24 protein-coding genes are annotated in these 24,342 nt (G+C 68.2%); 11 read left to right on the forward strand and 13 right to left on the reverse strand.

Features of this window, described 5'->3' with window-relative positions; translation table 11 throughout:
* Window positions 1-144: 144 nt before the first annotated feature.
* The 5 genes from ccrA to LCM15_RS18780 all read left to right on the forward strand — a co-directional run bounded on the left by ccrA (window position 145) and on the right by LCM15_RS18780 (window position 4,507).
* Window positions 145-1,431 carry a crotonyl-CoA carboxylase/reductase gene (gene ccrA / locus LCM15_RS18760; RefSeq protein WP_224859129.1) on the forward strand — a complete coding sequence of 429 codons (1,287 nt, stop codon included), beginning with the start codon at window positions 145-147 and terminating at the stop codon, window positions 1,429-1,431.
* Window positions 1,432-1,645: 214 nt separating this feature from the next.
* Window positions 1,646-1,843, forward strand: a complete 198-nt coding sequence (locus tag LCM15_RS18765) for a hypothetical protein (protein WP_224859131.1) — start codon at window positions 1,646-1,648, stop codon at window positions 1,841-1,843.
* A gap of 4 nt (window positions 1,844-1,847) precedes the next feature.
* Window positions 1,848-2,519: an autoinducer binding domain-containing protein gene (locus LCM15_RS18770; protein ID WP_224859132.1), complete on the forward strand. Its 672-nt coding sequence runs from the start codon at window positions 1,848-1,850 to the stop codon at window positions 2,517-2,519.
* A gap of 60 nt (window positions 2,520-2,579) precedes the next feature.
* Window positions 2,580-4,115: an ATP-dependent DNA helicase gene (locus LCM15_RS18775; protein ID WP_224859134.1), complete on the forward strand. Its 1,536-nt coding sequence runs from the start codon at window positions 2,580-2,582 to the stop codon at window positions 4,113-4,115.
* On the forward strand, window positions 4,112-4,507 hold the full coding sequence (locus LCM15_RS18780) for a PaaI family thioesterase (protein WP_224859136.1): 396 nt from the start codon (window positions 4,112-4,114) through the stop codon (window positions 4,505-4,507). Before LCM15_RS18775 ends, LCM15_RS18780 begins: the two co-directional genes overlap by 4 nt.
* Window positions 4,508-4,824: 317 nt before the next feature.
* On the opposite strand, the gene LCM15_RS18785 is transcribed toward LCM15_RS18780, so the two are convergent.
* The 6 genes from LCM15_RS18785 to LCM15_RS18810 are packed head-to-tail and all read right to left on the reverse strand — an operon-like array spanning window position 4,825 to window position 11,340.
* Window positions 4,825-5,757 carry a 2-hydroxyacid dehydrogenase gene (locus LCM15_RS18785; RefSeq protein ID WP_224859138.1) on the reverse strand — a complete coding sequence of 311 codons (933 nt, stop codon included), beginning with the start codon at window positions 5,755-5,757 and terminating at the stop codon, window positions 4,825-4,827.
* Between the two features lies 1 nt (window position 5,758).
* The gene (rodA, locus tag LCM15_RS18790) at window positions 5,759-6,898 is read right to left on the reverse strand and encodes a rod shape-determining protein RodA (RefSeq protein ID WP_224859140.1); all 1,140 of its coding nucleotides are present in this window, start codon (window positions 6,896-6,898) and stop codon (window positions 5,759-5,761) included.
* A complete protein-coding gene (gene mrdA / locus LCM15_RS18795; RefSeq protein WP_224859142.1) occupies window positions 6,895-8,814 on the reverse strand; it encodes a penicillin-binding protein 2 in 1,920 nt (639 codons plus the stop codon). Before mrdA ends, rodA begins: the two co-directional genes overlap by 4 nt.
* Window positions 8,811-9,350 carry a rod shape-determining protein MreD gene (locus LCM15_RS18800; protein ID WP_224859144.1) on the reverse strand — a complete coding sequence of 180 codons (540 nt, stop codon included), beginning with the start codon at window positions 9,348-9,350 and terminating at the stop codon, window positions 8,811-8,813. Before LCM15_RS18800 ends, mrdA begins: the two co-directional genes overlap by 4 nt.
* Complete coding sequence (gene mreC / locus LCM15_RS18805; protein ID WP_224859146.1) at window positions 9,343-10,251, reverse strand: rod shape-determining protein MreC; 909 nt, start codon at window positions 10,249-10,251, stop codon at window positions 9,343-9,345. The genes LCM15_RS18800 and mreC overlap by 8 nt, the downstream gene beginning before the upstream one ends.
* Window positions 10,252-10,293: 42 nt before the next feature.
* Entirely contained in the window at window positions 10,294-11,340 is a 1,047-nt protein-coding gene (locus LCM15_RS18810; RefSeq protein WP_040544317.1) for a rod shape-determining protein, read from the reverse strand.
* Window positions 11,341-11,577: 237 nt separating this feature from the next.
* On the opposite strand from LCM15_RS18810, the gene LCM15_RS18815 reads away from it, so the two are divergent.
* The 3 genes from LCM15_RS18815 (at window position 11,578) to LCM15_RS18825 (ending at window position 13,908) form a co-directional block, all read left to right on the forward strand.
* The gene (locus LCM15_RS18815; RefSeq protein WP_224859148.1) at window positions 11,578-12,027 is read left to right on the forward strand and encodes a YtoQ family protein; all 450 of its coding nucleotides are present in this window, start codon (window positions 11,578-11,580) and stop codon (window positions 12,025-12,027) included.
* A gap of 448 nt (window positions 12,028-12,475) precedes the next feature.
* Window positions 12,476-12,898 (forward strand): large conductance mechanosensitive channel protein MscL, encoded by a 423-nt coding sequence (gene mscL / locus LCM15_RS18820; protein WP_224859150.1) that lies wholly within the window; start codon window positions 12,476-12,478, stop codon window positions 12,896-12,898.
* 122 nt (window positions 12,899-13,020) lie between these two features.
* The gene (locus LCM15_RS18825; protein ID WP_263619719.1) at window positions 13,021-13,908 is read left to right on the forward strand and encodes a cation diffusion facilitator family transporter; all 888 of its coding nucleotides are present in this window, start codon (window positions 13,021-13,023) and stop codon (window positions 13,906-13,908) included.
* A 269-nt stretch (window positions 13,909-14,177) separates the two neighbouring features.
* On the opposite strand, the gene ald is transcribed toward LCM15_RS18825, so the two are convergent.
* A complete protein-coding gene (gene ald / locus LCM15_RS18830) occupies window positions 14,178-15,290 on the reverse strand; it encodes an alanine dehydrogenase (RefSeq protein ID WP_224859152.1) in 1,113 nt (370 codons plus the stop codon).
* 136 nt (window positions 15,291-15,426) lie between these two features.
* On the opposite strand from ald, the gene LCM15_RS18835 reads away from it, so the two are divergent.
* Together LCM15_RS18835 and LCM15_RS18840 are read left to right on the forward strand one after the other, a co-directional pair.
* Window positions 15,427-15,885, forward strand: a complete 459-nt coding sequence (locus tag LCM15_RS18835) for an Lrp/AsnC family transcriptional regulator (RefSeq protein ID WP_224859154.1) — start codon at window positions 15,427-15,429, stop codon at window positions 15,883-15,885.
* Between the two features lie 90 nt (window positions 15,886-15,975).
* Window positions 15,976-17,556, forward strand: a complete 1,581-nt coding sequence (locus LCM15_RS18840; protein ID WP_224859156.1) for a GMC family oxidoreductase — start codon at window positions 15,976-15,978, stop codon at window positions 17,554-17,556.
* A 206-nt stretch (window positions 17,557-17,762) separates the two neighbouring features.
* Here the strand turns inward: LCM15_RS18840 and ccoS are convergent, their stop codons facing one another.
* The 5 genes from ccoS to LCM15_RS18865 form a co-directional block, all read right to left on the reverse strand.
* Window positions 17,763-17,924 (reverse strand): cbb3-type cytochrome oxidase assembly protein CcoS, encoded by a 162-nt coding sequence (ccoS, locus tag LCM15_RS18845; RefSeq protein ID WP_224859157.1) that lies wholly within the window; start codon window positions 17,922-17,924, stop codon window positions 17,763-17,765.
* A 27-nt stretch (window positions 17,925-17,951) separates the two neighbouring features.
* Complete coding sequence (locus LCM15_RS18850) at window positions 17,952-20,138, reverse strand: heavy metal translocating P-type ATPase (RefSeq protein WP_224859158.1); 2,187 nt, start codon at window positions 20,136-20,138, stop codon at window positions 17,952-17,954.
* Window positions 20,139-20,142: 4 nt separating this feature from the next.
* Entirely contained in the window at window positions 20,143-20,604 is a 462-nt protein-coding gene (locus LCM15_RS18855) for a FixH family protein (RefSeq protein WP_224859159.1), read from the reverse strand.
* Window positions 20,604-22,037 carry a cytochrome c oxidase accessory protein CcoG gene (gene ccoG / locus LCM15_RS18860; RefSeq protein WP_224859160.1) on the reverse strand — a complete coding sequence of 478 codons (1,434 nt, stop codon included), beginning with the start codon at window positions 22,035-22,037 and terminating at the stop codon, window positions 20,604-20,606. The genes LCM15_RS18855 and ccoG overlap by 1 nt, the downstream gene beginning before the upstream one ends.
* A gap of 95 nt (window positions 22,038-22,132) precedes the next feature.
* Window positions 22,133-23,008, reverse strand: a complete 876-nt coding sequence (locus tag LCM15_RS18865) for a LysR substrate-binding domain-containing protein (protein ID WP_224859161.1) — start codon at window positions 23,006-23,008, stop codon at window positions 22,133-22,135.
* Window positions 23,009-23,107: 99 nt separating this feature from the next.
* Here LCM15_RS18865 and LCM15_RS18870 point away from each other — a divergent pair, with 99 nt between their 5' ends.
* Window positions 23,108-23,245 carry a hypothetical protein gene (locus tag LCM15_RS18870; RefSeq protein ID WP_224859162.1) on the forward strand — a complete coding sequence of 46 codons (138 nt, stop codon included), beginning with the start codon at window positions 23,108-23,110 and terminating at the stop codon, window positions 23,243-23,245.
* A 205-nt stretch (window positions 23,246-23,450) separates the two neighbouring features.
* On the opposite strand, the gene ccoP is transcribed toward LCM15_RS18870, so the two are convergent.
* The gene (gene ccoP, locus LCM15_RS18875) at window positions 23,451-24,338 is read right to left on the reverse strand and encodes a cytochrome-c oxidase, cbb3-type subunit III (protein ID WP_224859163.1); all 888 of its coding nucleotides are present in this window, start codon (window positions 24,336-24,338) and stop codon (window positions 23,451-23,453) included.
* Window positions 24,339-24,342 lie beyond the last annotated feature (4 nt).

Consider the following 24,342-nt stretch of genomic DNA (forward strand, 5'->3'; position numbering starts at 1 on the left):
CTGCGCTGCAATTGTTGCAATGTTTCGCAGCCAATTGTATCTCAGTGACAGAAGCCTTGCGATTCTGCGCTGCGGCGCGGTCGGCGAGATAGGACCAGACACACGGACAGGATCCGAACGGATCCCTTGAGGAAGGAGGCCCCGATGGCTCTGGATACGCAAACCGGGATCGCGCCCTACGATGCGCCGGAAAAAGACCTCTACGAGATCGGCGAGATGCCGCCCCTCGGCTACGTGCCGAAGAAGATGTATGCCTGGGCGATCCGGCGCGAGCGTCACGGCGAGCCGGACAAGTCCTTCCAGAAGGAAGTGGTCGACACCTGGCAGGTCGACAGCCACGAGGTGCTGGTCCTCGTGATGGCGGCAGGGGTCAACTACAATGGCGTCTGGGCCGGGCTCGGTGTGCCGATCTCCCCCTTCGACGTGCACAAGCAGGACTACCACATCGCAGGCTCCGACGCCTCTGGCATCGTCTGGGCGGTGGGCGACAAGGTCAAGCAGTGGAAGGTCGGCGACGAGGTCGTGATCCATTGCAACCAGGACGACGGCGACGACGAGGAATGCAACGGCGGCGACCCGATGTTCTCGCCCACCCAGCGGATCTGGGGCTACGAGACCGGCGACGGCTCCTTCGCCCAGTTCGCCCGCGTGCAGGCACAGCAGCTCATGCCGCGCCCCAGGCACCTGACCTGGGAGGAAAGCGCCTGCTACACGCTGACGCTGGCCACCGCCTACCGGATGCTCTTCGGGCACCACCCGCACGAACTCAAGCCTGGCCAGAACGTGCTGGTCTGGGGGGCTTCGGGCGGACTTGGCTCCTATGCGATCCAGCTGATCAACACCGCCGGCGCCAATGCCATCGCGGTGATCTCGGAAGAGGACAAGCGCGACTTCGTGCTCGGCCTCGGCGCCAAGGGCGTGATCAACCGCAAGGAATTCAACTGCTGGGGCCAGCTGCCCACGGTCAACACGCCGGAATATAATGACTGGATGAAGGAGGCCCGCAAATTCGGCAAGGCGATCTGGGACATCACCGGCAAGGGCGTGAATGTGGACATGGTCTTCGAGCACCCGGGCGAGGCGACCTTCCCGGTCTCTACGCTGGTCTGCAAGAAGGGCGGCATGGTCGTGATCTGCGCCGGCACCACCGGCTTCAACTGCACCTTCGACGTGCGCTACATGTGGATGCACCAGAAGCGCCTGCAGGGCTCGCACTTCGCCCATCTCAAGCAGGCCGCCTCGGCCAACCGCCTGATGGTCGAGCGACGCCTCGATCCCTGCATGTCCGAGGTGTTCGGCTGGAACGAGATCCCCGACGCGCACATAAAGATGCTGCGCAACCAGCACAAGCCCGGCAACATGTCGGTGTTGGTGCAGGCGCCGAAGACCGGTCTGCGCACCTTCGAAGAGGCGCTGGAGGCCCGCGGTTAACCGCGCCTTCAGACTGCCCCTGCTAGAAACGCCCGTGAATCGTGCTCCGGTTCGCGGGCGTCGCCGTGTCAGGGGGAGGGTCGTGTCGGATCGGGGGCTTACGACGCGCGCCCTCGCCATTTCGGGGGAGGGGATTTGCGTGAATTTATAAGAAATCGTGCGGCTGCTAGGCTCGCATTTACATTTTGTTAACTTGGTGAAGGACACGCTCTCCATGCGACACGAATGGATCATCGATGTGCTGACCGATCTCGGGGGATATGCACGCGCCAACGCGCTCGAAGCTCTGGCAGAGCAACTCGAAGGCGCGCGGGCCGTGGCAGAGGTCGAGCTGGCACCGTCTGCGGGAGAGCGTGGTTTTGGGACGAGTGGACAGGGTACCGGCAGCGGGAGGGTTTATCGCTCCGCTTGAGGATGTGCGGCGGTTGGAGGACCTCCAGCGCCTGACCGAAGAGATGAGGGATTGTCTGGGGATCGATCACCTCGTCTATCACTGGATGGGGGCGCAGGGGGCGCAATACGGGTGTGGCACCTATTCTCCCCTCTGGCTCGCGCGTTACGCCGCGCAGGGCTACCTGCGCGTCGACCCGGTGATCCAGAGCTGCTTCCAGCGCGTCCACCCGGTCGACTGGAAGGCGCTCGACTGGTCATCGAAGGCGGCCCGCGCCTTCCTCAAGGACGCGCTGGCGCACGGGGTCGGAAACCAGGGCTTCACGGTGCCGATCCGGGGGCCGAACGGCCAGTTCGCCATCTTCACCGTCAGCCACAGCTGCGACGATGCGCTCTGGGCCGACTTCCTCGCGCAGTGGCGCGCAGAGCTGATCCTCGCGGCACACGGCATCAACGCCAAGGCGCTGGAACTGATGCCGGAGCCTGCCACTCAGACGCCGGTGGCGCTCTCCCCGCGCGAGCTCGACGCCATGCGCCTGCTTGCCACCGGCCTCAGCCGGGCGCAGATCGCCGCCGAGCTCAACATCTCCGAGCACACCGTGCGGGTCTATATCGAGGGCGCGCGCTTCAAGCTCGGCGCGCTCAACACCACCCACGCGGTGGCCCGCGCGCTGAGCTGCGGGCTGATCGCGATCTAGGGGCCTGCTGGGCACGATGGGCTCTGGCCCTCGCCCGCCAGCGGCTTTAGGGTCCGCGCCATGGATCTGCCCGCACTGACATTCTCCGAAGACCAGGCCGAGGCCTGGGACCGCGTGGCAGAGATGCTGCGCGAGGCCGGCGTCGATCTCGTCGAGGGCACCGTGGTGCCCGCCAAGGAGGCGCCGGGCCGGGTCATGGCGCTGATGGGCAAGGCGGGATCGGGCAAAACGCTGCTGCTGTCGGAACTCTGCAAGGCGCTGGGCAATGCCGGGGCCGAAATCGTCTCGGGCGATTACGAGACCCGCCGCAAGGGCGACAAGCGCAGTTTCGCGGTCCTGGCGCCGACCAACAAGGCGGCCAGCGTGTTACGGATGCGCGGGGTGCCGGCCACGACCATCCACCGCATCATCTACACGCCGGTCTACGATCCCGAATACGAGCGCATCGCCGAGTGGCTGATGGGCAATGTCGAGCAGCCCGAGATCGAGGATCTCAGCCCCGAGGCGCTGGAACGCGCCCGGACCTCCTACGAGGCACACAAATCGGTGCCCGCCGCGCTCGCCGCCGCCGGTCTGCGGGGCAGCGATTTCATCACTGGCTGGAAGCGTCGCGAGGAACCGCTCGACATCGGCTTCGTCGACGAGGCCTCGATGCTCGACGACCGCCAGTTCGAGGACCTGCAGGAAATCTTTCCCAACCTCGTGCTGTTCGGCGATCCCGCGCAGCTCGCGCCGGTCAACCAGTCGGGCAAGATGGTGTTCGACGGCGTGCCGGACGAACAGAAGCTCGAGCTGCACCGCGTTCATCGGCAGGAGGCCGACAACCCGATCCTCGATCTCGCCCACGCGCTGGCCGATCCCGCGCTCGAGTTCCAGGATTTCGAGCGCATGATCGAGGAGAAAGCGCGGCAGGACGATCGCGTGGTCTGGAGCCAGCGGGTCGAGGTCGACCTGATGGCCCGCTCGCCGGTGCTGGTCTGGCGCAATGCGACAAGGATCCGGCTGATCAATGCCTTCCGGGCGGTGCACGATGCGCCGGAGACCGAGTTGCTGCCCGGCGAGCCGCTGATCTGCGACGGGCTCGAGCTGCCGCTCAAGCACCGCAAGAAGCGGCTCGATCTCGAGGCGCGCGGCCTGATCAAGGGCGCGCAGGTGATCTATCTCGGGCCCGGGCGCAAGCCCGGCTTCTCGCGCCTGCACGTGATGGGCGCGCCCGATCCGCAGGTCTCGGCCGCCTCGATCGTGAAGATCGAGAAACCCGACGAGGAAGAGCCCTTCATCCCCTTCGCGGCGCGGATGGGGGCAACCTTCCTGCACGGTGCCGCGGTGACGATCCACAAGGCGCAGGGCTCGCAATGGGAACAGGTGCAGGTCTTTGCGCCGGACCTCTTCGTGGCGGCGCGCATGGGCCGGGTCGAGGCCGGTCAGCCGCTGTGGAAACGGCTGGCCTACGTCGCGATCACCCGCGCCTCCGAGCGGCTGCACTGGGTGGTGCGAAACCGCCTCTCGCGGCCGTCCGGGCTGTTGCGGACCGATGATCTCAAGGCGCCGGCGGTGGCGCTGGAGCTCGAAGCACAGGAAAGCGATCTGCTATGACCGATGGCCTCGAAGCGCCCTCCAACTTTGCCCGCCATCTCGGCTACGAGCTGGTCGAGTGGCGCGAGGGTTATGCCCGCTACGAGATGCCGATCACCGAGGCGCTGGGCAATCGCGGCGGCATCCCGCATGGCGGCGTCCACGCAACGCTGCTCGACAGCGCCATGGGCATCTCGGGCTGCTGGACCGGCGACCCGGAGGTCCGAAAGACCGCGCTGACCCTGTCGCTGAACGTGCAGTATATCGGTCGCCCGGTCGGCACGCGGCTGATCTGCGAGGGCGTCCGGACCGGTGGCGGTCGCAGCACCTTCTTCGCCGAAGCGGTCCTGCGCGACGACACCGGCGTGCTGGTCGCCAAGGGCACCGGCGTGTTCCGCCAGCGCACCAGCTGAGCGCCGCGCCTCTCGTGACGGGGGCAGGGGGCGCTGCTCCCGCGTCGCGCCAGAGGCGCGCTAGTAAGAAAGAAGATGAGGGTGCTACCCTCGTCGCGCCAGAGGCGCGCTAGTAAGAAAGAAGATGAGGGTGCTACCCTCATCGTGCCGGAGGCTGGAGGAACAAGGGGGCGCTGCCCCCTCTGCGGCAGAGCCGTATTCACCCCCGAGGTATTTTGAAACCAGAGAAGGGCAGGGCGCTGCGCCCCTGTCTTCTTCTGGCTTAAAATATCCCCGCCGGAGGCAGGCCGGACCCCGAGGCCGGGCGCGCCTTTCGGTCAGTAGCCCGCGTCGCGATCCACCAGATGCAGGAGCGGCTCGCCCGCCTCGCCCCGGCGGATGTTCTCCGCGATGACGCGGGACGCGCTGGGCACGCGGGTCTCTGAGGCGATATGCGGGGTCACGGTGACCTTCGGATGCGCCCAGAACGGATGCTCTGCGGGCAGGGGCTCAGTGCGGAACACGTCGAGCGTGGCGTGGGCGAGCTGGCCGCTGTCGAGCGCAGAGATCAGCGCATCGTCGACGATCAGCGCACCGCGCCCGGGGTTCACGATGACCGCGCCGCGGGGCAGTTGCGCGAGCCGCTCGGCGTCGAGCAGGTCGCGGGTGGCGGGTGTATCGGGCAACAGCAGCACGAGGATCTCGGCGCGCTCCAGCGTCCTCGAGAGGCCGTCGGATCCGTGCAGCGTGGTGATGCCGGGGGCGGTTTTGGGGCTGCGCGACCAGCCGGTGACCGGGAAGCCGAGCCCCCGCAGCGCCTCTGCGCAGGCCAGCCCCAGCGTGCCGAGCCCGAGGATGCCGACCGGACGCTCGCCGGCCAGCGGCGGCACGACCGGGCGCCACGCCTTCTCGGGGTTGGCGATATAGGCATCCATCCCGAGGTGATGGCGCAGCACGTGGCCGGTGACGTATTCCACCATGCCCTGCGTCAGCCCCTCGTCGTCGACCATGCGGGCAAGAGGCGCGGTGAGCGTGGGGTTGCCGGTGATCTTCTCGACCCCGGCCCAGAGGTTCAACACCGCCTTGAGCCGCGTGTAGGGGGTGAAGTCCTGCAGCTTCGACGCGGGCGCGTAGACCACGTAGTCGACGCTCTCGGGATTGGCCTCGCAGACCAGCCGGTAGTCGAGGCCGGTGGCGTCGAGGGCGGTGCGCAGCGCGGTCTCGTACTCGGCCCAGAGTGCGGGGCCGGCGGCAAAGAGGATGTTGGTCATGTCAGCGGGGCCTGTGGATGTGGGCGCTCTGCACCAGCCCGAAGGCGATCATCAGGACCAGCATCGCCGAGCCGCCGTAGCTCACCAGCGGTAGCGGCACGCCGACCACCGGCGCAAGCCCCATGACCATCGACATGTTGACGGCGAAGAACAGGAAGAAGGTCAGGCCGATCCCGAGGATCAGCAGCGAGGAATACCGGTCGCGGTTCTGCAGCGCCGCGACGATGCAGAACACCAGCACCAGCACGTAGAGCACCAGAAGGGAGAAGCCGCCGACGAAGCCGAACTCCTCGGCCAGCGTGTTGAAGATGAAGTCGGTGTGCTTTTCGGGCAGGAAGTTCAGCCGCGACTGGGTGCCCTGCATGAAGCCGCGCCCGGTCCAGCCGCCCGAGCCCATGGCAATCTTGGCCTGCGTGATGTGGTAACCGGCGCCCAGCGGATCGGTGGAGGGATCGAGGAAGGTGTCGATGCGGCGGAACTGGTAGTCCTTCAGCAACTGCCAGGGCGTGCCGCGCGACAGGAACACGGTGTAGATACCACCCCCCGCGGCGGCGATCACCACGGCGAAATAGGCCCAATGCACGCCGGCGAGGAACATCAGCAGCCCGCCGGCGGTCATCAGCAGGATGGCGGTGCCGAGGTCGGGCTGGGTCAGGGTCAGGAAGGTCGGCGCGAGGATCAGGATCAGCGGCGCGATCACCCAGATCGGTCGGGACACGCGCTTCATCGGCAGCCAGTCGTAATAGGCAGCCAGCGCCATGACGAGCGCGATCTTCATCAGCTCGGAGGGCTGCAAGCGCATGAACCCGAGATCGATCCAGCGCTGCGCCCCCATGCCGATGGCGCCGAACAGCTCCACCGCGACGAGCAGGGCCAGCGACACGAGGTAGATCAGCGCCGAGAGATTGCGCCACAGCCAGATCGGCACCATCGCGGTGACGAACATCGCCGCGAGGCCGAGGCCGAAACGCTCCATCTGGGGTTCGGCCCAGGGCTGCAACTCGCCACCGGCGACCGAATAGAGCATCAGGAAGCCGACGCAGGCCACCGCGGTCAACAGGATGATCAGCGGCCAGTTCAGGTAGAGCACCTTGCGCCAGCCCGAGGGCACGGTCTTGACGGTATATTCGAGATAGCTCATGCGCGGCGCCCCGCTTCGGCGGCGCGGCGGGCGCGCTCGGCCGCGAGCTGCTCCTGCTGTTCCTTGATCCGCCCGCGGTCGCCCGCCGGGTAGGCGTCGAGCGGCGGCGTGCCCTTGTAGAGCGCCTGCAGCGTGATGTCGCGGGCGATGGGCGCTGCGGTGGAGGAGCCACCGCCGCCATGCTCGACGACGATCGACACGGCGATGCGCGGGGCCTCGTAGGGCGCGAAATTCACGAAGAGCGCGTGGTCGCGCTCTTCCCAGGGCACATCCTGGTTGCGCACCACGCGGTTGAGCACCTGGCTTGTGCCGGTCTTGCCGGCGAGCCGCATGTCCTCGGCGATGATGCGCGAGCGGTAGGCGGTGCCCCGGCGGCTGTTGGAGACCACGAACATCGCCTTGCGGATCAGCTTGAGGTGGGCCTCGTCGATGTCGAGCGGCGGGCCGCCGCGCGAGGGTGTCTGCAGGCCGCCGACGCTGCGCACGAGGCGCGGCTCGACCGCGCGGCCCGTGGCCACGCGCGCCACCATGATCGCCTGCTGCAGCGGAGAGGTCAGCACGTAGCCCTGACCTATCGAGGCGTTGACGGTGTCGCCGATGCGCCACTCGGCCCCGCGCTCGCGGCGTTTCCAGTCGCGGTCGGGCATCAGGCCGGCGGTGACCGCCGACATCGGCACGTCGGGGGCGGTGCCGAGGCCGAGCTTGCGGCCCATCTCGGCGATGCGGTCGATGCCGACCTTGAGCGCGAGGTCGTAATAATAGACGTCGCAGCTGTCGCGCAGGCTCTGTTCGAGGTTCACGTGCCCGTGGCCCGAGCGCTTCCAGCAGTGGAAGCGGCGCGAGCCGATTTCCATGTGACCCGGGCAATAGACTGTCTCGTCGGGGTGGATCAGCCCGGACTCGAGGGCCGCGAGCGCGGTGACGATCTTGAAGGTCGAGCCCGGCGGATAGGCGTCCTGCACCGTCTTCGAGGCAAGCGGGCGGTGGTTGTTCTCGCGCAGCACGCCGTAATCGCCGGTCGAGATCCCGCGCACGAACTTGTTGGGGTCGTAGGAGGGCGACGACGCGATGGCCAGCACGTCGCCATGCTCGACATCGACCACCACCGCCGAGGCGCTTTCCTCGCCGAGCCGCGCCTTGATGTAATCCTGCAGGTCGCTGTCGACGGTGAGCTGCAGGTCGGCGCCGGCCTCGCCCTCGCGGCGGTCGAGCTCGCGCATGACGCGGCCCACGGCGTTGACCTCGACCCGCTTGGCGCCGGCGGAGCCGCGCAGCTGTTCCTCGAACTTGGCCTCGACACCGACCTTGCCGATCTGGAAGCGCGGGATGCGCAGCACCGGCTCGGGGTCTTCGTAGCGGGCGAGGTCGCGCTCGGAGACCGGCCCGACATAGCCGACCACGTGGGCGAAGGTCTCGTGCTGCGGGTAGAACCGGCTCAGGCCGACCTCGGGATAGACGCCGGGCAGGGCGGGGGCGTTCACCGCGACGCGGCTGATCGCGTCCCAGCTCACCCGGTCGGCCACGGTGACCTGCAGGAAGGGCGGCGAGGTGCGCATCTCCTCGAGCGCGCGGGTGACATCCTCGGGCCTGAGATCGACCAGCGCCGAGAGCCGCCCGATGACATCCTCGACATCGCCGGCATCCTCGCGCCGCATGGTGATGCGGTAGGTCTGCTCGTTCTCGGCGATGACCTTTCCCTCGCGGTCGAAGATGCGGCCGCGGGCGGGGGGGATGAGGTGGATGTTGATGCGGTTCTCTTCCGCCATCAGGCGGAACTCGTCGGCCTGATCGACCTGCATGTGCCGCATCCGCAGCCCCAGAACCCCGGCAAAGGCGATCTGGGCACCGCCCAGCAGCAGGCCCCGCCGGGTCATCCGGCGGCTGCTTTCGGCGCTGTCCCGCGGTGTGCGTCTCACAGGCTCCTCCCGGCGTGATTGAAGTCGCCCGGCGCCATCCGGCGCACCCCGAGCAGACCCTGCGACAGGATCACCACGAGCGGGTAGGCCGCGACGGTGGTGGCGTATCGCATCAGGGTCAGGAAAGCGGTTCCGGTCGGCACGATCAAGAGGGCAAGCACGAAGCGATACGCGATCGTGATCGCCAGCAGCACGATCGCGACCCTGACCCACTCCATCAGGAAGGTGGACTCGCGGTCGCGGCGGTCGCGCGACTTGAGGAACTCGACGGCGAGCAGCATCAGCGCGGCCCAAAGCCCGGGCGGGCGCTGGAACAGGATGTCGGCCAGCAGCATGACGCCGGCAATCGACAGCGCCGGAACGTAGTCGGGCCGGCGCAGCGCCCAGGCAAAGCACAGCGCCACGAGGATGTCGGGGCCGGTAAAGCGCGGCGGCATCATGTCGAGCGGCAGCAGGCGGTAGAACATCACCAGAAGCGCGATCCCGATGAAGGCCCCGCGCATGAGCCAGATGCGGGCGGGGCGGGGCTCAGCCATCGCCGGGCACCGGGGCTGGCGGCATCTCGATGGCGGGCGGCGTGGAGGGCAGGATCAGCGCCGAGGGCGAGCCGACCCGGCGCGCTCCGTGGTCGCGCAGCACGCGCAGGAACTCGAGCCGTTCGTAATCGGCGGCAAGGCGCACCCGCAGGCGGCCGCCGGGATCCTCGGCCACCTGTCCGATCAGCAGGCCCGGCGGAAACACCTCGCCGTCGCCGCTGGTGACGATGCGGTCGCCCGGGCGCACCTGGTCGGGATCCTCGAGGAAGTCGATCGGCGGCGCGGCGGAGTTGTCGCCGGTGATCAGCGCCCGCTGGCCCGAGGGCTGGATGATCGCCGGGATGCGGCTGGTGGCGTCGGTTAGCAGGATCACACGGCTGGTGTTGGCCCCCACGCCCGAGATCCGTCCGACGAGGCCGATGCCGTCCATCGTTGCCCAGCCGTCGACGATGCCGTCGCGCGAGCCGACGTTGATCAGCACCGACTGGCGGAACGGCGAGCCGCTGTCGGCGAGCACGACGCCGGTGATGTAGGTCAGCCGCGGGTCGAGCCGCACGTTGTTGAGGTCGCGCAGCCGGGCGTTCTCCTGCTCGAGCTGCAGCGCGGCTTCCTTCCACGCGGTCATGCGGCGCAGTTCGCGGCGCAGTTCCTGGTTCTGGTCGTAGATGCGCTGGTAGCTCTGGAAGTCGCGCAGGATGCGCACCGCACCGGTCACCGGCGCCATGGCCCAGTCGAAGCCCGGCATCACCGCGTCGACGATCTGAGCCCGGAAGCGTTCGGCCCGCGGGCTGTCGATGCGCCAGAAGATGAACAATCCGACGAGGCACAACAGCAGGACCGCCAGAAGCAGGCGCTTCAGCGGTCCGGCATAATCCTCGGAATTGCTCCCATGCTTCGCCATTCAACTCATCTTAGCGTCGGCGGACAGCCCCGCGAAGGGCCGTCACGAATCGTAGTCGATGGCGTGACGCAGCTGCTTTTCGTATTCCAGCGCTTTTCCGGTGCCGAGCGCCACGCAGTTCAGGCTCTCGTCGGCGATCGACACCGCCAGCCCGGTCTGCTCGCGCAGCGCCAGGTCGAGCTCGCCCAGCAGGGCGCCGCCTCCGGTCAGCATCACGCCGCGGTCGACGATGTCGGCGGCAAGATCCGGCGGGGTCGCCTCGAGCGCGGTCATCACCGCCTCGCAGATCGCCTGCACCGGCTCGGACAGCGCCTCGGCCACCTGGGCCTGGCTGATCTCGGTCTCTTTCGGCACGCCGTTGAGCAGGTCGCGGCCACGGATTTGCATCGACGAGCCACGCCCGTCATCGGGCATACGCGCGGTGCCGATCGAGGTCTTGATGCGCTCTGCGGTGGATTCGCCCACCAGCAGGTTTTGCTGGCGGCGCAGGTAGTTGACGATGGCCTCGTCCATCCGGTCGCCGCCCACGCGCACCGAGCGCGCGTAGACGATATCGCCCAGCGACAGCACGGCGACCTCGGTGGTGCCGCCACCGATATCGACCACCATCGAGCCGGTCGGGTCGGTGATCGGCATCCCGGCGCCGATGGCCGCGGCGATGGGCTCGGCGATCAACCCGGCCTTGCGGGCGCCGGCGCTCAGCACCGACTGGCGGATGGCGCGCTTTTCAACGGGGGTGGCCCCATGCGGCACGCAGACGATGATCTTCGGCTTCGAGAAGGTCGAGCGCTTGTGCACCTTGCGGATGAAGTGCTTTATCATCTCTTCGGCGGTGTCGAAATCGGCGATCACGCCTTCGCGCATCGGACGGATGGCCTCGATCGAGCCGGGGGTGCGGCCAAGCATCAGCTTGGCATCCTCGCCCACGGCCAGCACCTTCTTGACGCCGTCCTTGATGTGGTAGGCGACGACTGAAGGCTCGGACAGCACGACCCCACGTCCCTTGACATAGACCAGCGTGTTCGCGGTCCCGAGGTCGATTGCCATGTCCGCCGAGAAGGCGCCCATGAGTCTGTCCAGTCCAAACATCTAATGTCCTGCCCCAATTATAGGATGGGCCCGCGACTCTTCCCGAGCCCAAGCCGTTGCCCTTATAGGACTGCCGGAACGATGGTGAAAGGGGCAGGGGCGCGCAAATCAGCGTGAAACCGCCGCAATATTTGCCCGTGCGCGGGCACTGGGCAGGTCTCGAAGACCGCCTGTCGGCCTTGTTGCGCGGCGTCGGGGCTGGCATAGCTCGAGGGGAACGCAAGCAAGGAGACAGGCATGGGACTGACCGTCTATCTTTCCGGAGAGATCCACACCGACTGGCGCGAGCAGATCATCGAGGGCGCGCAGGGGCTCGACGTGACCTTCTCCGCGCCGGTCACCGATCACGCGGCCAGCGACGATTGCGGCGTGGCGATCCTCGGTGCCGAGGACAGCAAGTTCTGGCACGACCGCAAGGGCGCGCAGGTCAACGCCATCCGCACCCGCAAGGGGATCGCCGATGCCGACGTGGTCGTGGTGCGCTTCGGCGACAAGTACAAGCAGTGGAACGCCGCGTTCGACGCGGGCTACGCCGCCGCGCTCGGCAAGTCGCTGATCATCCTGCAGCCAAGCGAGCATGACCATGCCCTCAAGGAGGTCGACGCCGCCGCCCTCGCGGTGGCCCGCGAGCCGGGCGAGGTGGTCGAGATCCTGCGCTACGTCCTGACCGGCACCCTGCCGGGCTGAGGCCGACACCAGCCGCGCGCCCGTCCGCCGCAACTGGCAGGGCAGGCGCGCGCATCTTCTTCCCCTAACCAGCACGCCCGCCGGGGCGCCCCGCCAATACCTCCGGTCAGGCCCGCGCCGCCGACCCCCCTCTGGCTGGGCAGGGGCGCGTGTCTTCTTCCCGTCGTCAGCAATACGCCCGCGGGCCCGCCATGCGCCACACAAACCCGCGCCGCCAATCCCCCGCCTCTCGCAGCCTGTGGCAGGGGCGCGTCCCCTGTCTTCTCTACGTCGGTAAATACTCCCGCCGGAGGCAGGCCGGACCGTGCCGATCCTGCACCGCCCGGGCAAGCCTCCCGCCCTAGCCGCTTCCCGCGCCGCGCCGGCCGTGGCAGGATCACGCGCGGGGTGTGCGGCGATGCAGCCGGGCCGGATGTCATCAGAGTCAGTCATCACAAGGAACATGACCGTGATCAACGAATTCAAGGATTTCATCGCCAAGGGCAATGTCATGGACATGGCGGTGGGGATCATCATTGGGGCGGCCTTCACCGCCATCGTGCAGTCGCTCGTCGGCGACATCCTCAACCCGATCATCGCGCTGTTCACCGGCGGGATCGACTTCAGCGGCTGGTTCTATGCGCTCGACGGCAACACGTATGCTTCGCTCGATGCGGCCACCGAGGCCGGCGCGCCGGTCTTCGCGGTCGGCAAGTTCATCATGGCGGTGATCAACTTCTTCATCATCGCATTCGTGGTCTTCATGCTGGTCAAGATGGTGAACCGGGTGAAGGCCGCCGCCGAAAAGCCCGACGAGGTCGCGCCCGAGGTGCAGACGGGGCCGTCGCAGCTCGACATCCTGATCGAGATCCGCGACGCGCTGAAGAAGTGAGCCACGCGGCGCCCCCGTGGGCCCGCCGAGCCTTTCGTCCCGTGCAGCCCGGGCTCCCGCAGCGGCTGGTTGCGCGGTGCCGGTTGCTTCGCTAACAGACCCGGATCAGCGAAGAGGGTGCCATGAGCCGAGCCATCAAAATCGCCTGCGGCAGTGTCGTCGTGGGCCTCGTGGTCCTTGCCATCAAGACCCTGTCCTGGTGGCTGACGGGCTCGGTGGCTCTGCTGTCGGACGCGCTCGAGAGCATCGTCAACGTGGCAACCGCGCTGGCGGCACTGGTGGCGCTGCGCATCGCGGCTGTGCCGGCGGACGCGGATCACCCGTTCGGGCACCACAAGGCCGAGTATTTCAGCGCCGTGCTCGAAGGCGTGTTGATCATCGTCGCGGCGATCCTGATCCTGCGCGAGGCGTGGAGCGCCTGGCAGGCGCCGCGCATCCTCGACGATCCGTGGCTCGGCCTCGGCATCAACCTCGTGGCCAGCGTGATCAACGCGGTGTGGTCCTTCGTGTTGATCCGCGCCGGTCGCAGGCTGTACTCTCCGGCGCTCGAGGCCGACGGCAAACATCTGCTGACGGATGTGTTTACCTCGGTGGGCGTCACCGTCGGCATCGTTGCGGCGGTGCTGACGGGCTGGGCCTGGCTCGACCCGGCGCTGGCGGCGCTGGTGGCGGTCAACATCCTCTGGGCCGGCTGGCAGGTGATGCGCCACTCGGTCGGCGGGCTGATGGACGCGGCCGCCCCGGAGGAGGAGCTCGAGCAGATGCGGGCGCTGATCTCGGCCAATGCCGAGGGCGCGGTCGAGGCGCATGACCTGCGCTCGCGCCGCGCCGGCAGCGCGCTCTTCGTCGAGTTTCACCTCGTGGTGCCGGGCGAGATGACGGTGGACGCGGCGCATGACATCTGCGACCGCCTCGAACACGCGCTGCACGCAAGCTTCGAGGGCAGCCGGGTGACGATTCACGTGGAGCCCGAACACAAGGCCAAGCACAGCGGCATCGTGGTGCTCTGAGGGCGCCGTTTCGGCGTTTGGTCAGGACAGCGCGCCGCTGCGAGGGGCGCGCACGCGCCCGGCAGAATACCGAGGCAAAGTCTTTGCGCGATCGCCGGCCCGCGCTTGGGGCCAGCGATGTGTTTGTTGGCGAGTACGCCTGTCAGGTCCGTCGGACACGGCTGAGAAGACGCCAGTAGGCCGGAGGGCACATCGCCACCCCGCGGACCGGCGATTACGCTTCGGCAACCGGCTCACCGCCGCCCGTCAGGGGCCGGGACGGGGTCTTTTCAGAGCACGCTTTCCGGCGCCACGGCATCGCGCCCCAGCGCGTCGCCCACCGCCGCGTTGGTGAGCTGGCCCGCATGCACGTTCAGCCCCGCCAGCAGGTGGCGGTCGTCGGCGCAGGCCTGACGCCAGCCCTTGTTCGCCAGTGCCATCACGAAGGGCAGGGTGGCATTGCCGAGCGCGATGGTCGAGCTGCGCGGCACCGCGCCGGGCATGTTGGCGACGCAGTAATGCTGGATGCCGTCGACCTCGTAGATGGGGTCGTCATGGGTCGTCGCCCGAGAGGTCTCGAAGCAGCCGCCCTGATCGATGGCCACGTCCACCAGCACCGCGCCGGGCTTCATCAGCCCCAGCATCTCGCGGTTGAGAAGCTTGGGCGCGGCGGCGCCGGGAATCAGCACCGCGCCGATCACCATGTCGGCCTCGTGCAGCAGCTCGACCAGCGCGCCTTCGGTGGAATAGCGGTTGCCGAAGGTGGTGCCGAACACATCGTCGAGGTAGCGCAGCCGTGACAGCGAGCGGTCGAGCACGGTGACCTGCGCGCCCATGCCGGCGGCGATGCGCGCCGCATGGGTGCCGACATTGCCGCCGCCCACGACGACCACGTTGGCCGCGCCCACGCCGGGCACGCCTCCCATGAGCACACCGCGTCCGCCATTGGCCTTCTGCAGCGACCACGCGCCCATCTGCGGCGCCAGCCGTCCTGCGACCTCGGACATCGGTGCCAGCAGCGGCAGGCCACCGCGGTCGTCGGTCACCGTCTCGTACGCGATGCAGGTGGCGCCGGAGGCCAGCAGGTCCTCGGTCTGGGCCGGGTCGGGCGCGAGGTGGAGATAGGTGAACAGGACCTGACCCTCGCGCAGCATGGCGCGCTCGGCCGGCTGCGGCTCCTTGACCTTGACGATCATCTCGGCGCCGTCGAACACCTCCTTGGCGGACGCGACGATGCGCGCGCCGGCGGCGACGTAATCGTCATCCTCGAACCCGGCGCCCAGTCCGGCGCCGCTCTGGACCAGCGCCTCGTGGCCCTGAGACACCGCCTCGCGGGCGGCGTTGGGTGTGAGGCCGACGCGGTATTCCTGCGCTTTGACCTCTGTGGGGCATCCGAGTTTCATGTGGCTGAGTCCTCCTTGGCTCTATGGCACCAGCGTGACAGCCGCAGCTTGCAATTTCCCGCCGGATTTGGTGCTTTGCAGCCCGGGTTCATCGCAGAACCTTCGAAGATTTTGCCGTATCATGAAAGAAACTGCCATGGACCTCGACGATATCGACCGCCGCATCCTGCGCGTGCTGCAAAAGCAGGGGCGCATGTCGAATGCCGAGCTGTCCGAGCAGGTGCATCTCTCGGCATCGGCCTGCCATCGCCGGGTGCAGCGCCTCGAGAGCGAGGGCCTCATCCGCGGCTACGTGGCGCTGCTCGATGCGCGCAAGATGGGGATGCCGACCACGGTCTTTGTCGAGATCACCCTCAGCGCGCAGGCCGACGAGGTGCTCGAAGCCTTCGAGAAGGCGGTGTCGCGCATCCCGGACGTGCTCGAATGCCACCTGATGGCGGGCAGCGCCGATTACATCCTGAAGGTCGTGGCCGAGGATACCGAGGATTTCGCCCGCATCCACCGCCAGCACCTGACCCGGCTGCCCGGCGTGGCGCAGATGCAGTCGAGCTTCGCGCTGCGCACCGTCTTCAAGACGACCGCGCTGCCGGTCTGACGCGTACCGGTTGCGCGGGGCGCATTTGCCTGACATATCAAATGTCAGACAATTGGAGCGCCGGCGATCTGCCGGGCGGGGGAGGGCAGCATGTCTTGGGATCACGTCATCATCGGTGCGGGCAGCGCGGGCTGCGTTCTGGCAAAGCGGCTGGCCGAGGCCGGACGCCGGGTGCTGCTGCTCGAGGCCGGTGGGCGCGATACCTATCACTGGATCCACATCCCGATGGGCTACCTCTACTGCATCGACAATCCGCGCACCGACTGGTGCTACCGCACCGCCCCCGACGCGGGGCTGAACGGGCGCACGCTCCTTTATCCGCGCGGCAAGGTGCTGGGCGGCTGCTCGTCGATCAACGGAATGCTCTACCTGCGCGGTCAGGCGGCGGATTACGACGGCTGGCGCCAGATGGGGCTGACCGGGTGGGGCTGGGACGATGTGCTGCCCTATTTCCGGAAAAGCGAGGACTTCGTCGAGGGCGAGAGCGAGATGCACGGCGCGGGCGGCGAATGGCGGGTCGAGAACCAGCGCCTGCACTGGCCGGTGCTCGACGACTGGATGGAGGCGGCGCACGAGGCCGGGCTGCCCAAGGTCACCGATTTCAACACCGGCGACAACGAGGGCGTGGGCTATTTCCGGGTGAACCAGCGCAATGGCTGGCGGATGAACACCGCCAAGGCCTTCCTGCGCACCACCGACAGCGACACCCTCCGGGTCGAGACCCACGCCCATGTCACCGGGCTGATCTTCGAGGGCCGCAAGGTCGTCGGCGTGGCCTACGAGCAGGGCGGCCAGCGGCGGGAGGCGCGCTGCGGCGGCGACGTGATCCTCTCGGCCGGCGCGGTGAACTCGCCGCAGCTGCTGCAGCTCTCGGGCATCGGCCCGGCAGAGGCGCTGCGCGCGCATGGCATCGAGGTGAGGCATGACGCGCCGGGGGTGGGCGGCAACCTTCAGGATCACCTGCAGCTGCGCTGCGCGTGGCGCCTCACCGGGGCCAAGACCCTCAACCAGATGGCCAATTCGCTGATGGGCAAGCTTGCGATCGGGCTGGAATACGTGGCCCGGCGCACCGGGCCAATGTCGATGGCGCCCTCGCAGCTCGGCGCCTTCGCCAAGTCGCGCGAGGGGCTGGCAACGCCGGACGTGGAGTTCCACGTGCAACCGCTGTCGCTCGACGCCTTCGGCCAGCCGCTGCACAGCTACCCGGCGATCACCGCCAGCGTCTGCAACCTGCGCCCCGAAAGCCGCGGGACGATCCGGCTGGCCTCGCACGATCCGAAGGACGCGCCGGTCATCGCGCCGAACTACCTGTCGACCGAAGCAGACCGCCGCGTGGCCATCGACAGCATCCGCCTGGCGCGCCGCATCATGACCCAGGGGCCGATGGCGAGATACGCCCCCGAAGAGGTCAAGCCGGGGGCGGATTATCAGACCGACGAAGAGGTCGCACAGGCCGCCGGTGACGTCGGCACGACGATCTTCCACCCGGTGGGCACGGTGCGCATGGGGCTGGACGACGCCGCGCCGCTGGACGCGGAATGCCGGATGAAGGGGCTCGCGGGGCTGCGCGTGGTGGATGCCAGCGTGATGCCGACCATCACCAGCGGCAACACCAATGCGCCCACCATTATGATCGCCGAGAAGGCGGCGGAGATGATCCTGCTGGGGTGACGGTGGCGCGCCTGCCGGGGCTTTGTGCCGGTGGGTCGCTCGGGTCGCCTTCGGCGGGAGTATTTATGGACGTAGAGAAGGGCAGGGCGTGGCGCAGTGGCGGTCGGGGTCTGCCTTGGGGCGCGGTTGCGAGAGGTTTGCTCCGGGGGAGCCCGGCCTCGGCGTCTTTGGCGGCGGCAGGACTGGTGCGGGGAGGCGAGTGGGGGTCAGTCCTGCTTGGGCTTGTCGTCGTACTGGTTCGACAGGATGCGGGCGGCGTTGCCCTCGGGGTCGTCATACTGCTTCGTGCGGACGGTGATGACGAAGAACAGCAGCCCCATGCCACCGAGGAAAAGCGAGATCGGGATCAGGTAGAGCAGAATGTTCATCTTGGGTCCTTGGCCTTGCGGGCGCGCTCAGCGCAGGCGGAGCGCGTTGAGTGACACGGTAATCGACGAGGCAGACATCGCAAGAGCCGCGATCAGCGGCGAGCACAGCCCGGCAATGGCCAGCGGCACGGCAATGACGTTGTACCACGTGGCGATGGCGAAATTCTCGCGGATGCGGCGGGTGGCTTTCTGCGACAGGCGCATCGCCTCGGGCAGCGGCGCGAGCGAGTTGCCGAGCAGCACGATATCGGAGGCGACGCGGGCGGCGTCGAGCGCCGTGGCGGGGGAGATCGAGACATGCGCGCCGGCCAGCGCCGCGGTGTCGTTGAGCCCGTCGCCCACCATGAGCACCCTTGCCCCCTCATCGGTGAGCGCCTTGATCCGGGCAGCCTTGTCCTGCGGCAGCGCCTCGGCGATCCAGTGCGGGATGCCCAGCCGCTGCGCCAGAGCCTCGACCGCGGCGGTGCTGTCGCCGGAGATCAGGACCACCCGCTTGCCCGCCTCGATGAGCGCGGTCATGGTCTCTTCGGCGCCGTCGCGCAGGCTGTCGGTGAAGGTGAAGACCTGCGCCGGACCATCGCCCACGGCGAGCCACGTGGCGGTGAGGTCGACGCGGCCGCCGCCGACCCAGGCCGCGCGCCCGAGCCGCACGCGGCGGCCCTGCCAGAGGCCCTGCGTGCCGTGGCCCGGCACCTCGGCGATCTCCGTCACCGGGGCGGGGGCGAGCCCCTTGGCCCGCAGCGCCGTGGTCAGCGCCAGCGAGAGCGGATGGGAGGAGCCCTCGGCCAGCGCCAGCGCGATCTCGAGATCGGCGCGGGTGAAATCGTCGGTATTCATGACCTCGGGCGCGCCGGCGGTCAGCGTGCCGGTCTTGTCGAACACCACCGTGTCGACCTCGGCCAGACGCTCGAGCGCGGTGGCATCCTTGATCAGCAGGCCCTTCCTGAACAGCCGGCCCGAGGCGGCGGTGGTCACCGCGGGCACCGCGAGGCCGAGGGCGCAGGGACAGGTGATGATCAGCACCGCCGCCGCGATGTTGAGCGCGACGCGGAAATCGAGCGTGAAGAGGTACCAGCCGACGAAGGCCAGGGCGGACAGGATGTGCACCCCCGGCGCGTAGAGCTTGGCGGCCTTGTCGGCCAGCGGCGTGTAGTTGGCGCGGCCCGACTCGGCCACCGCCACCAGATCCGCCATCCGTTGCAGCGAGGTCTCGCGTCCCACGGCGCTGGCGCGCACCACCAGCGGGCCGGTCAGGTTGACCTCGCCGGCGCTGACCGCCGTGCCGGGCGCGGCATAGACCGGCACCGTCTCGCCGGTGAGGAGCGAACGGTCGAGCTCGGACTGTCCGTCCGTCACCTCGCCATCGACCGGCATCCGCCCGCCGGGACGCACCCGCAGCAGATCGCCGATGCGCAGGTCCGCGACCGAAACCTGCTCCTCGCCCGCGTCGGTGAGGCGCCAGGCGCGCGGCACCTCGAGGGCGGCAAGTTCCTCGGCGGCAGAGCGCGCGATGGACCGGGTGCGGTGGTCGAGATAGCGGCCGGTGAGCAGGAAGAAGGTCAGCGTGATGGCGGCGTCGAAATAGGCGTGTTCGCCCGAGAGCGAGGTTTCCCAGAGCGAGGTCCCCACCGCCAGCAGGATCGCCAGCGAGATCGGCACGTCCATGTTGAGCCGCCCGGCGCGCAGCGCGCTCCAGGCGTTGCGGAAGAAGATCTGTCCCGAGAAGGCGATGGTCGGCAGGGTGATCGCCGCCGAGACCCAGTGGAACATGTCCCGTGTCGGGCCCTCGGCCCCGGACCAGACCGAGACCGACAGCAGCATGACGTTCATCATGGCAAAGCCCGCCACCGCGAGCCGCATCAAGAGGTCGCGCCCGGCGAGGTCGGTCTGGGTCGCCGAGAGCGCGCCGGCGTCGAGCTCGTAGGCCTCGAAGCCGGCGCCGGTGACCACCGGGATCAGGTCCTCGGCGGTGAGGCCGGCATCGGCCTCGATCGCCACGCGCTTCATGGTGAGGTTGACGCGCGCGCTGCGCACCCCTGGTGTGGCGGTGAGCGCGGTTTCCACGTCGCGGATGCAGTTGGCGCAGTGGATGGTCGGCAGCGACAGAACCACGTGGCTGTCATCGGGCAGGTGCGCCGCGGCCAGCGCCTCGGCGGCGGGAGCGGCAGAGCAGGCGGGGCAGGCCGAAAGCTGCGGGCGCATCGCTGCGGTCATTGCGTCATTCCTTGACGTGGAGTTCCAGGCGTTGCTCGAAGAGGGTGCCGTCATGGGCCTCTGCGGTCAGCCAGATGTTCCAGTAGCCCGGGGCCAGCGCGTCCTCGGCCACGTAGGCTTGGCCGTCGAAGCGGAACTCGGGCGTGCGGTCGTCGCGCTCGGTGGTGGTGCGGCCGATCTTGGCCGAAAGGCTGGCCGGGCGCACCGGGTAGCCCTTGGCGTCGGTGATGGCGAGGGCAAGGCGACCGTCCTCGTGGCTGGTCTCGACGGTCCAGCCAAGAGCCTCCTGCGCGGAGCGGCGGTCGTCGAAGGTCTGGCTGGCGACGTAGGAGTTCTTGACCTGCAGGCCGGGGAAGGTGTTCACCGCGTTGAAGGCCAGCGCCAGATTGACCGCGATGATCACACCGAAGGCGCCGACGAAGATGGCCAGAACGTGCCAGCCGGTGAGTTTGAAATCCTTGGTCATCAGTTGTCCCGTCCGTTGAACACGGTGTCCTTGGTGGCGCTGTGGCCGGTGGTGGTGTCCTCGAGGCGCAGCTCGAAGCCGGTGAGCCCGCCCTGGGCCGCCGGGCTGCCGCTCGGCGCGGTCACGTAGACGCGCTGCAGGTAGGTTTCGTTGGCGGGCACGTCGACGATGAGATCGTCCTCGCCCTCGAGCGCGATGGCAAGCCCATCATTGTCGGCGATCGAGAGGGCGTAGGGGCGGTCCTCGCCATGCTTGTTGCGCAGGCGCACGTCATAGGTGTTGCGGATCGAGCCGTCCGAAAGCACCACGAAGGTCGGGTTGCGCACCGGCGCGACGGTCATCTCGACATCGGGGCGCAGCACCAGCGCCACCAGCAGGCCAACCCCGACCAGCGACCAGAGCGCGGTGTAGAGGATGACGCGCGGGCGGAAGACGTGCTTCCACACCGGGCGCGGCGGCTCGCCGGCGCGCTCGCGGGTCTCGTCGGACAGCGCGAGATAGTCGATCAGGCCGCGCGGCTTATCGATCTTTTCCATCACGTCGTCGCAGGCATCGATGCACAAAGCGCAGGTGATGCAGGCCATCTGCTGACCGTCCCGGATATCGATCCCCACCGGGCAGACGTTGACGCAGGCGCGGCAGTCGATGCAGTCGCCGAGGTTCTCGGCGCCGGCGCCCTTGCGGTGCTTGCCGCGCGGCTCGCCGCGCCAGTCGCGGTAGCCGACCGTCAGCGTATCCTCGTCCATCATCGCGGCCTGGATCCGCGGCCACGGGCAGGCATAGATGCAGATCTGCTCGCGGGCGAAGCCACCGAAGGCGAAGGTGGTGGCGGTGAGCACCAGCATGGTGGTGTAGGCGACCGGGTGGGCATTGCCGGTGACGAGGTCGACCATCAGCGTCGGCGCGTCGGTGAAGTAGAAGATCCACGCCCCGCCGGTGGCCAGCGCGATCAAGAGCCACGCCGCCCACTTGGTGAGCCGCAGGCGCAGCTTGCGGGCATCCATCTTCTTTTGCCGGTGCAGGCGCAGGCGGGCGTTGCGGTCGCCCTCGATCCAGCGCTCGACGAGGATGAAGAGATCGGTCCAGACGGTCTGCGGGCAGGCATAGCCGCACCAGACCCGCCCGAGCGCCGAGGTGAACAGGAAGAGCCCGAGTCCGGCCATCACCAGAAGCCCGGCGACGAAGTAGAACTCGTGCGGCCAGATCTCGATGAAGAAGAAAAAGAACCGACGGTTGGCGATATCGAGAAGCACCGCCTGATCCGGCAGTTCCGGGCCCCGGTCCCAGCGGATCCACGGCGTGATGTAGTAGATGGCCAGCATCAGCCCCATCAGCCACCATTTGAGATTGCGGAACTTGCCGCTCACGCGGCGCGGAAAGATCGGCTCGCGCGCCTCGTAGAGGGAGGGGGCAGGTTGATGGGTCTCAGCCACGGGGATTCGCTCCGGTGTCGGTTTGCCTGTTGCGGGCCCTTGTCGCGCCGATGGCGCGCGCAGACATTGATGTGCATCAATATCTACATCCCTCGCTAAGCTTTGGCCGCCTCTCGTCGCAGCCACGATACGAAGTGTCGCAGGGACGGGCGGGCCACCCCGGGGCGGGTCACGAGATAGTAGCCCTTCTTGCGGGTATCCTCGAACAGCAGGCGCAGCCGCCCGGCCCGGATGTCTGGTTCGACGAAGAGCCGGGCCGTGATCGCCACGCCCTGTCCCTGCCGCGCCGCTTCGATCATCATGTTGCCGGGCAGGCCGGTCATGCCGCGGCTGCGGTCCTGCGCGACGCCGTGCTCGGCAAACCAGTCGGTGGCCTCGTTGGTGCCAAGCTCCTGCAGCCACAGAAAGGGGCGCAGGTCTGCGGGGGACGCGATCTCGCGCGCTCCGACCAGATCGGTGGCGGCCACCACCACGATGGGCGAGCGCACCAGCAGCGTGCTCTCGAGACCGGGCCAGTCGCCATTGCCATAGCGGATCGCAACGTCGAGCCCGCCGGGCGCGAGCGTGCGCAGCGCGGCGGAGGGGTCGATGGTCAGGCTGATCTCGGGGTGGCGGGCGCGGAACAGCGGCAGGCGCGGCATCAGCCAGACCGAGGCAAAGCCCGGCGTGGCCGAGATCTCGAGCGGCCGGCCGGCATCGCGCCCGGTCAGTTCCTGGGTCGTTTGCAGCATGGTACCGAAGCCCTCGAGCAGCGCCGCGGCCAGACGCTCGCCCTCGGCGCTGAGCCGCATCCGGCGGCCGTGCCGGTCGAGCAGGGCGACGCCCATGTGGCGCTCGAGGTTGCGGATCTGCTGGCTGATCGCCGCATGGCTGACGTTGAGCGCGCGCCCCGCCTCGGCCACCGAGCCGCAATCGGCATAGGCGGCGAAGGCGCGCAGCGCCGAGAGGGGCGGAAGCGCGGACCAGTCCATGTCAGTTGAACTTACATAGAGACATTCTTCCTGACTCGCCCGAAACGCGGCGATCCGTCAAGTATATGCGTAGGAATACGCCAGAACAGGAGACGAGATATGCTCGGGATATACGCGAAATCTTTCATGACAGCCAGCCGGTTGGACCTCGACAGGCGCCGCTGGAGCGCCGGCGCGCGCACCGAGGGCGAGAGCCTGCGCGGCACCGTGGGCCGCCCGGAGGCGCGCCACAGGTGACGCAAGGCGATGCCCCCTCGCGGGATGACAGCGGGACCTGCTCGTGATCGGATCGAAGGGGGAGGGCTGACCGGCAGGGGCACACCGGACGAGGGCCATCGTTCGCGCATGAAAAAGCGCCGGGGCCCCTGGAAACGCGCGAACAGGCTGGGGCTCCGGCGCTGGCCTCCGGGCCTTGCGGCCCGAAGGTGTTCTTTTCAGGGGCTTACTCTTCCGGGGCTTCGCCGCCGCCGAGCCCGTGCACATAGGTTGCCACGGCCCGGATCTCGGCTTCGCTGAGGTCGGCCCCGCCCATCGGCGGCATGACGCCAAAGCGGGCGTTGTAGACCGTCTCGTGCAGGGTGTCGTAATCGCCACCGTAGAGCCAGATCGCGTCGGTCAGGTTCGGCGCGCCCTGCCAGCGGTCGCCGGTGCCGTCTTCGCCGTGGCAGGAGGAGCAGTTGATGTCGAAGACCTCGGCCCCGGCCTCGACCAGGTCCGGTGCCGGCGGGGTCTGGCCCGACAGCGTCATGACGAAGTTCACCACCTGGTCGATCTCCTCGCCGCTCAGCAGATCGTCGCGTCCGAAGGACGGCATCTGGCTGAAGCGGGCATCGGGATCGTCCTCGTTCCGGATGCCGTGGGAGACGGTGTAGTGAATGTCCTCCATGGTGCCGCCCCAGAGCCAGCTGTCATCCAGCAGGTTGGGGTAGCCGCGGGCACCGGCGGCGCCGGAGCCGTGGCACTGCGCGCACCAGGTGCGGAACACCGCGGCGCCCGCGTTCTGCGCGTAGGTGTTGAGCTCGGGGTCGTCCGCGATCTCGGTCAGCTCGACCGAGGCCAGCTGTTCGTTGATCGGGCCGAGCTCGGCCTCGTGGTCCTGAAGCGCCTGTTCGACATTGCCGCGGGTCGACCAGCCAAGCAGGCCGGCGGTGGCGCTGCGCACGCCCGGCCATGCCGGGTAGGCGATGGTGTAGCCGATGCCCCAGACGATGGTGGCGTAGAAGACCATCAGCCACCACTTCGGCAGCGGCTTGTTGTACTCCTCGATGCCGTCCCAAGAATGGCCGGTCGTCTCGTAGTCTTGGTCGTCTTTCTTCTTATGGTCACTCATGTCC

This window comes from Salipiger bermudensis (genome assembly GCF_020171625.1).
GTDB lineage: Bacteria > Pseudomonadota > Alphaproteobacteria > Rhodobacterales > Rhodobacteraceae > Salipiger > Salipiger bermudensis_B.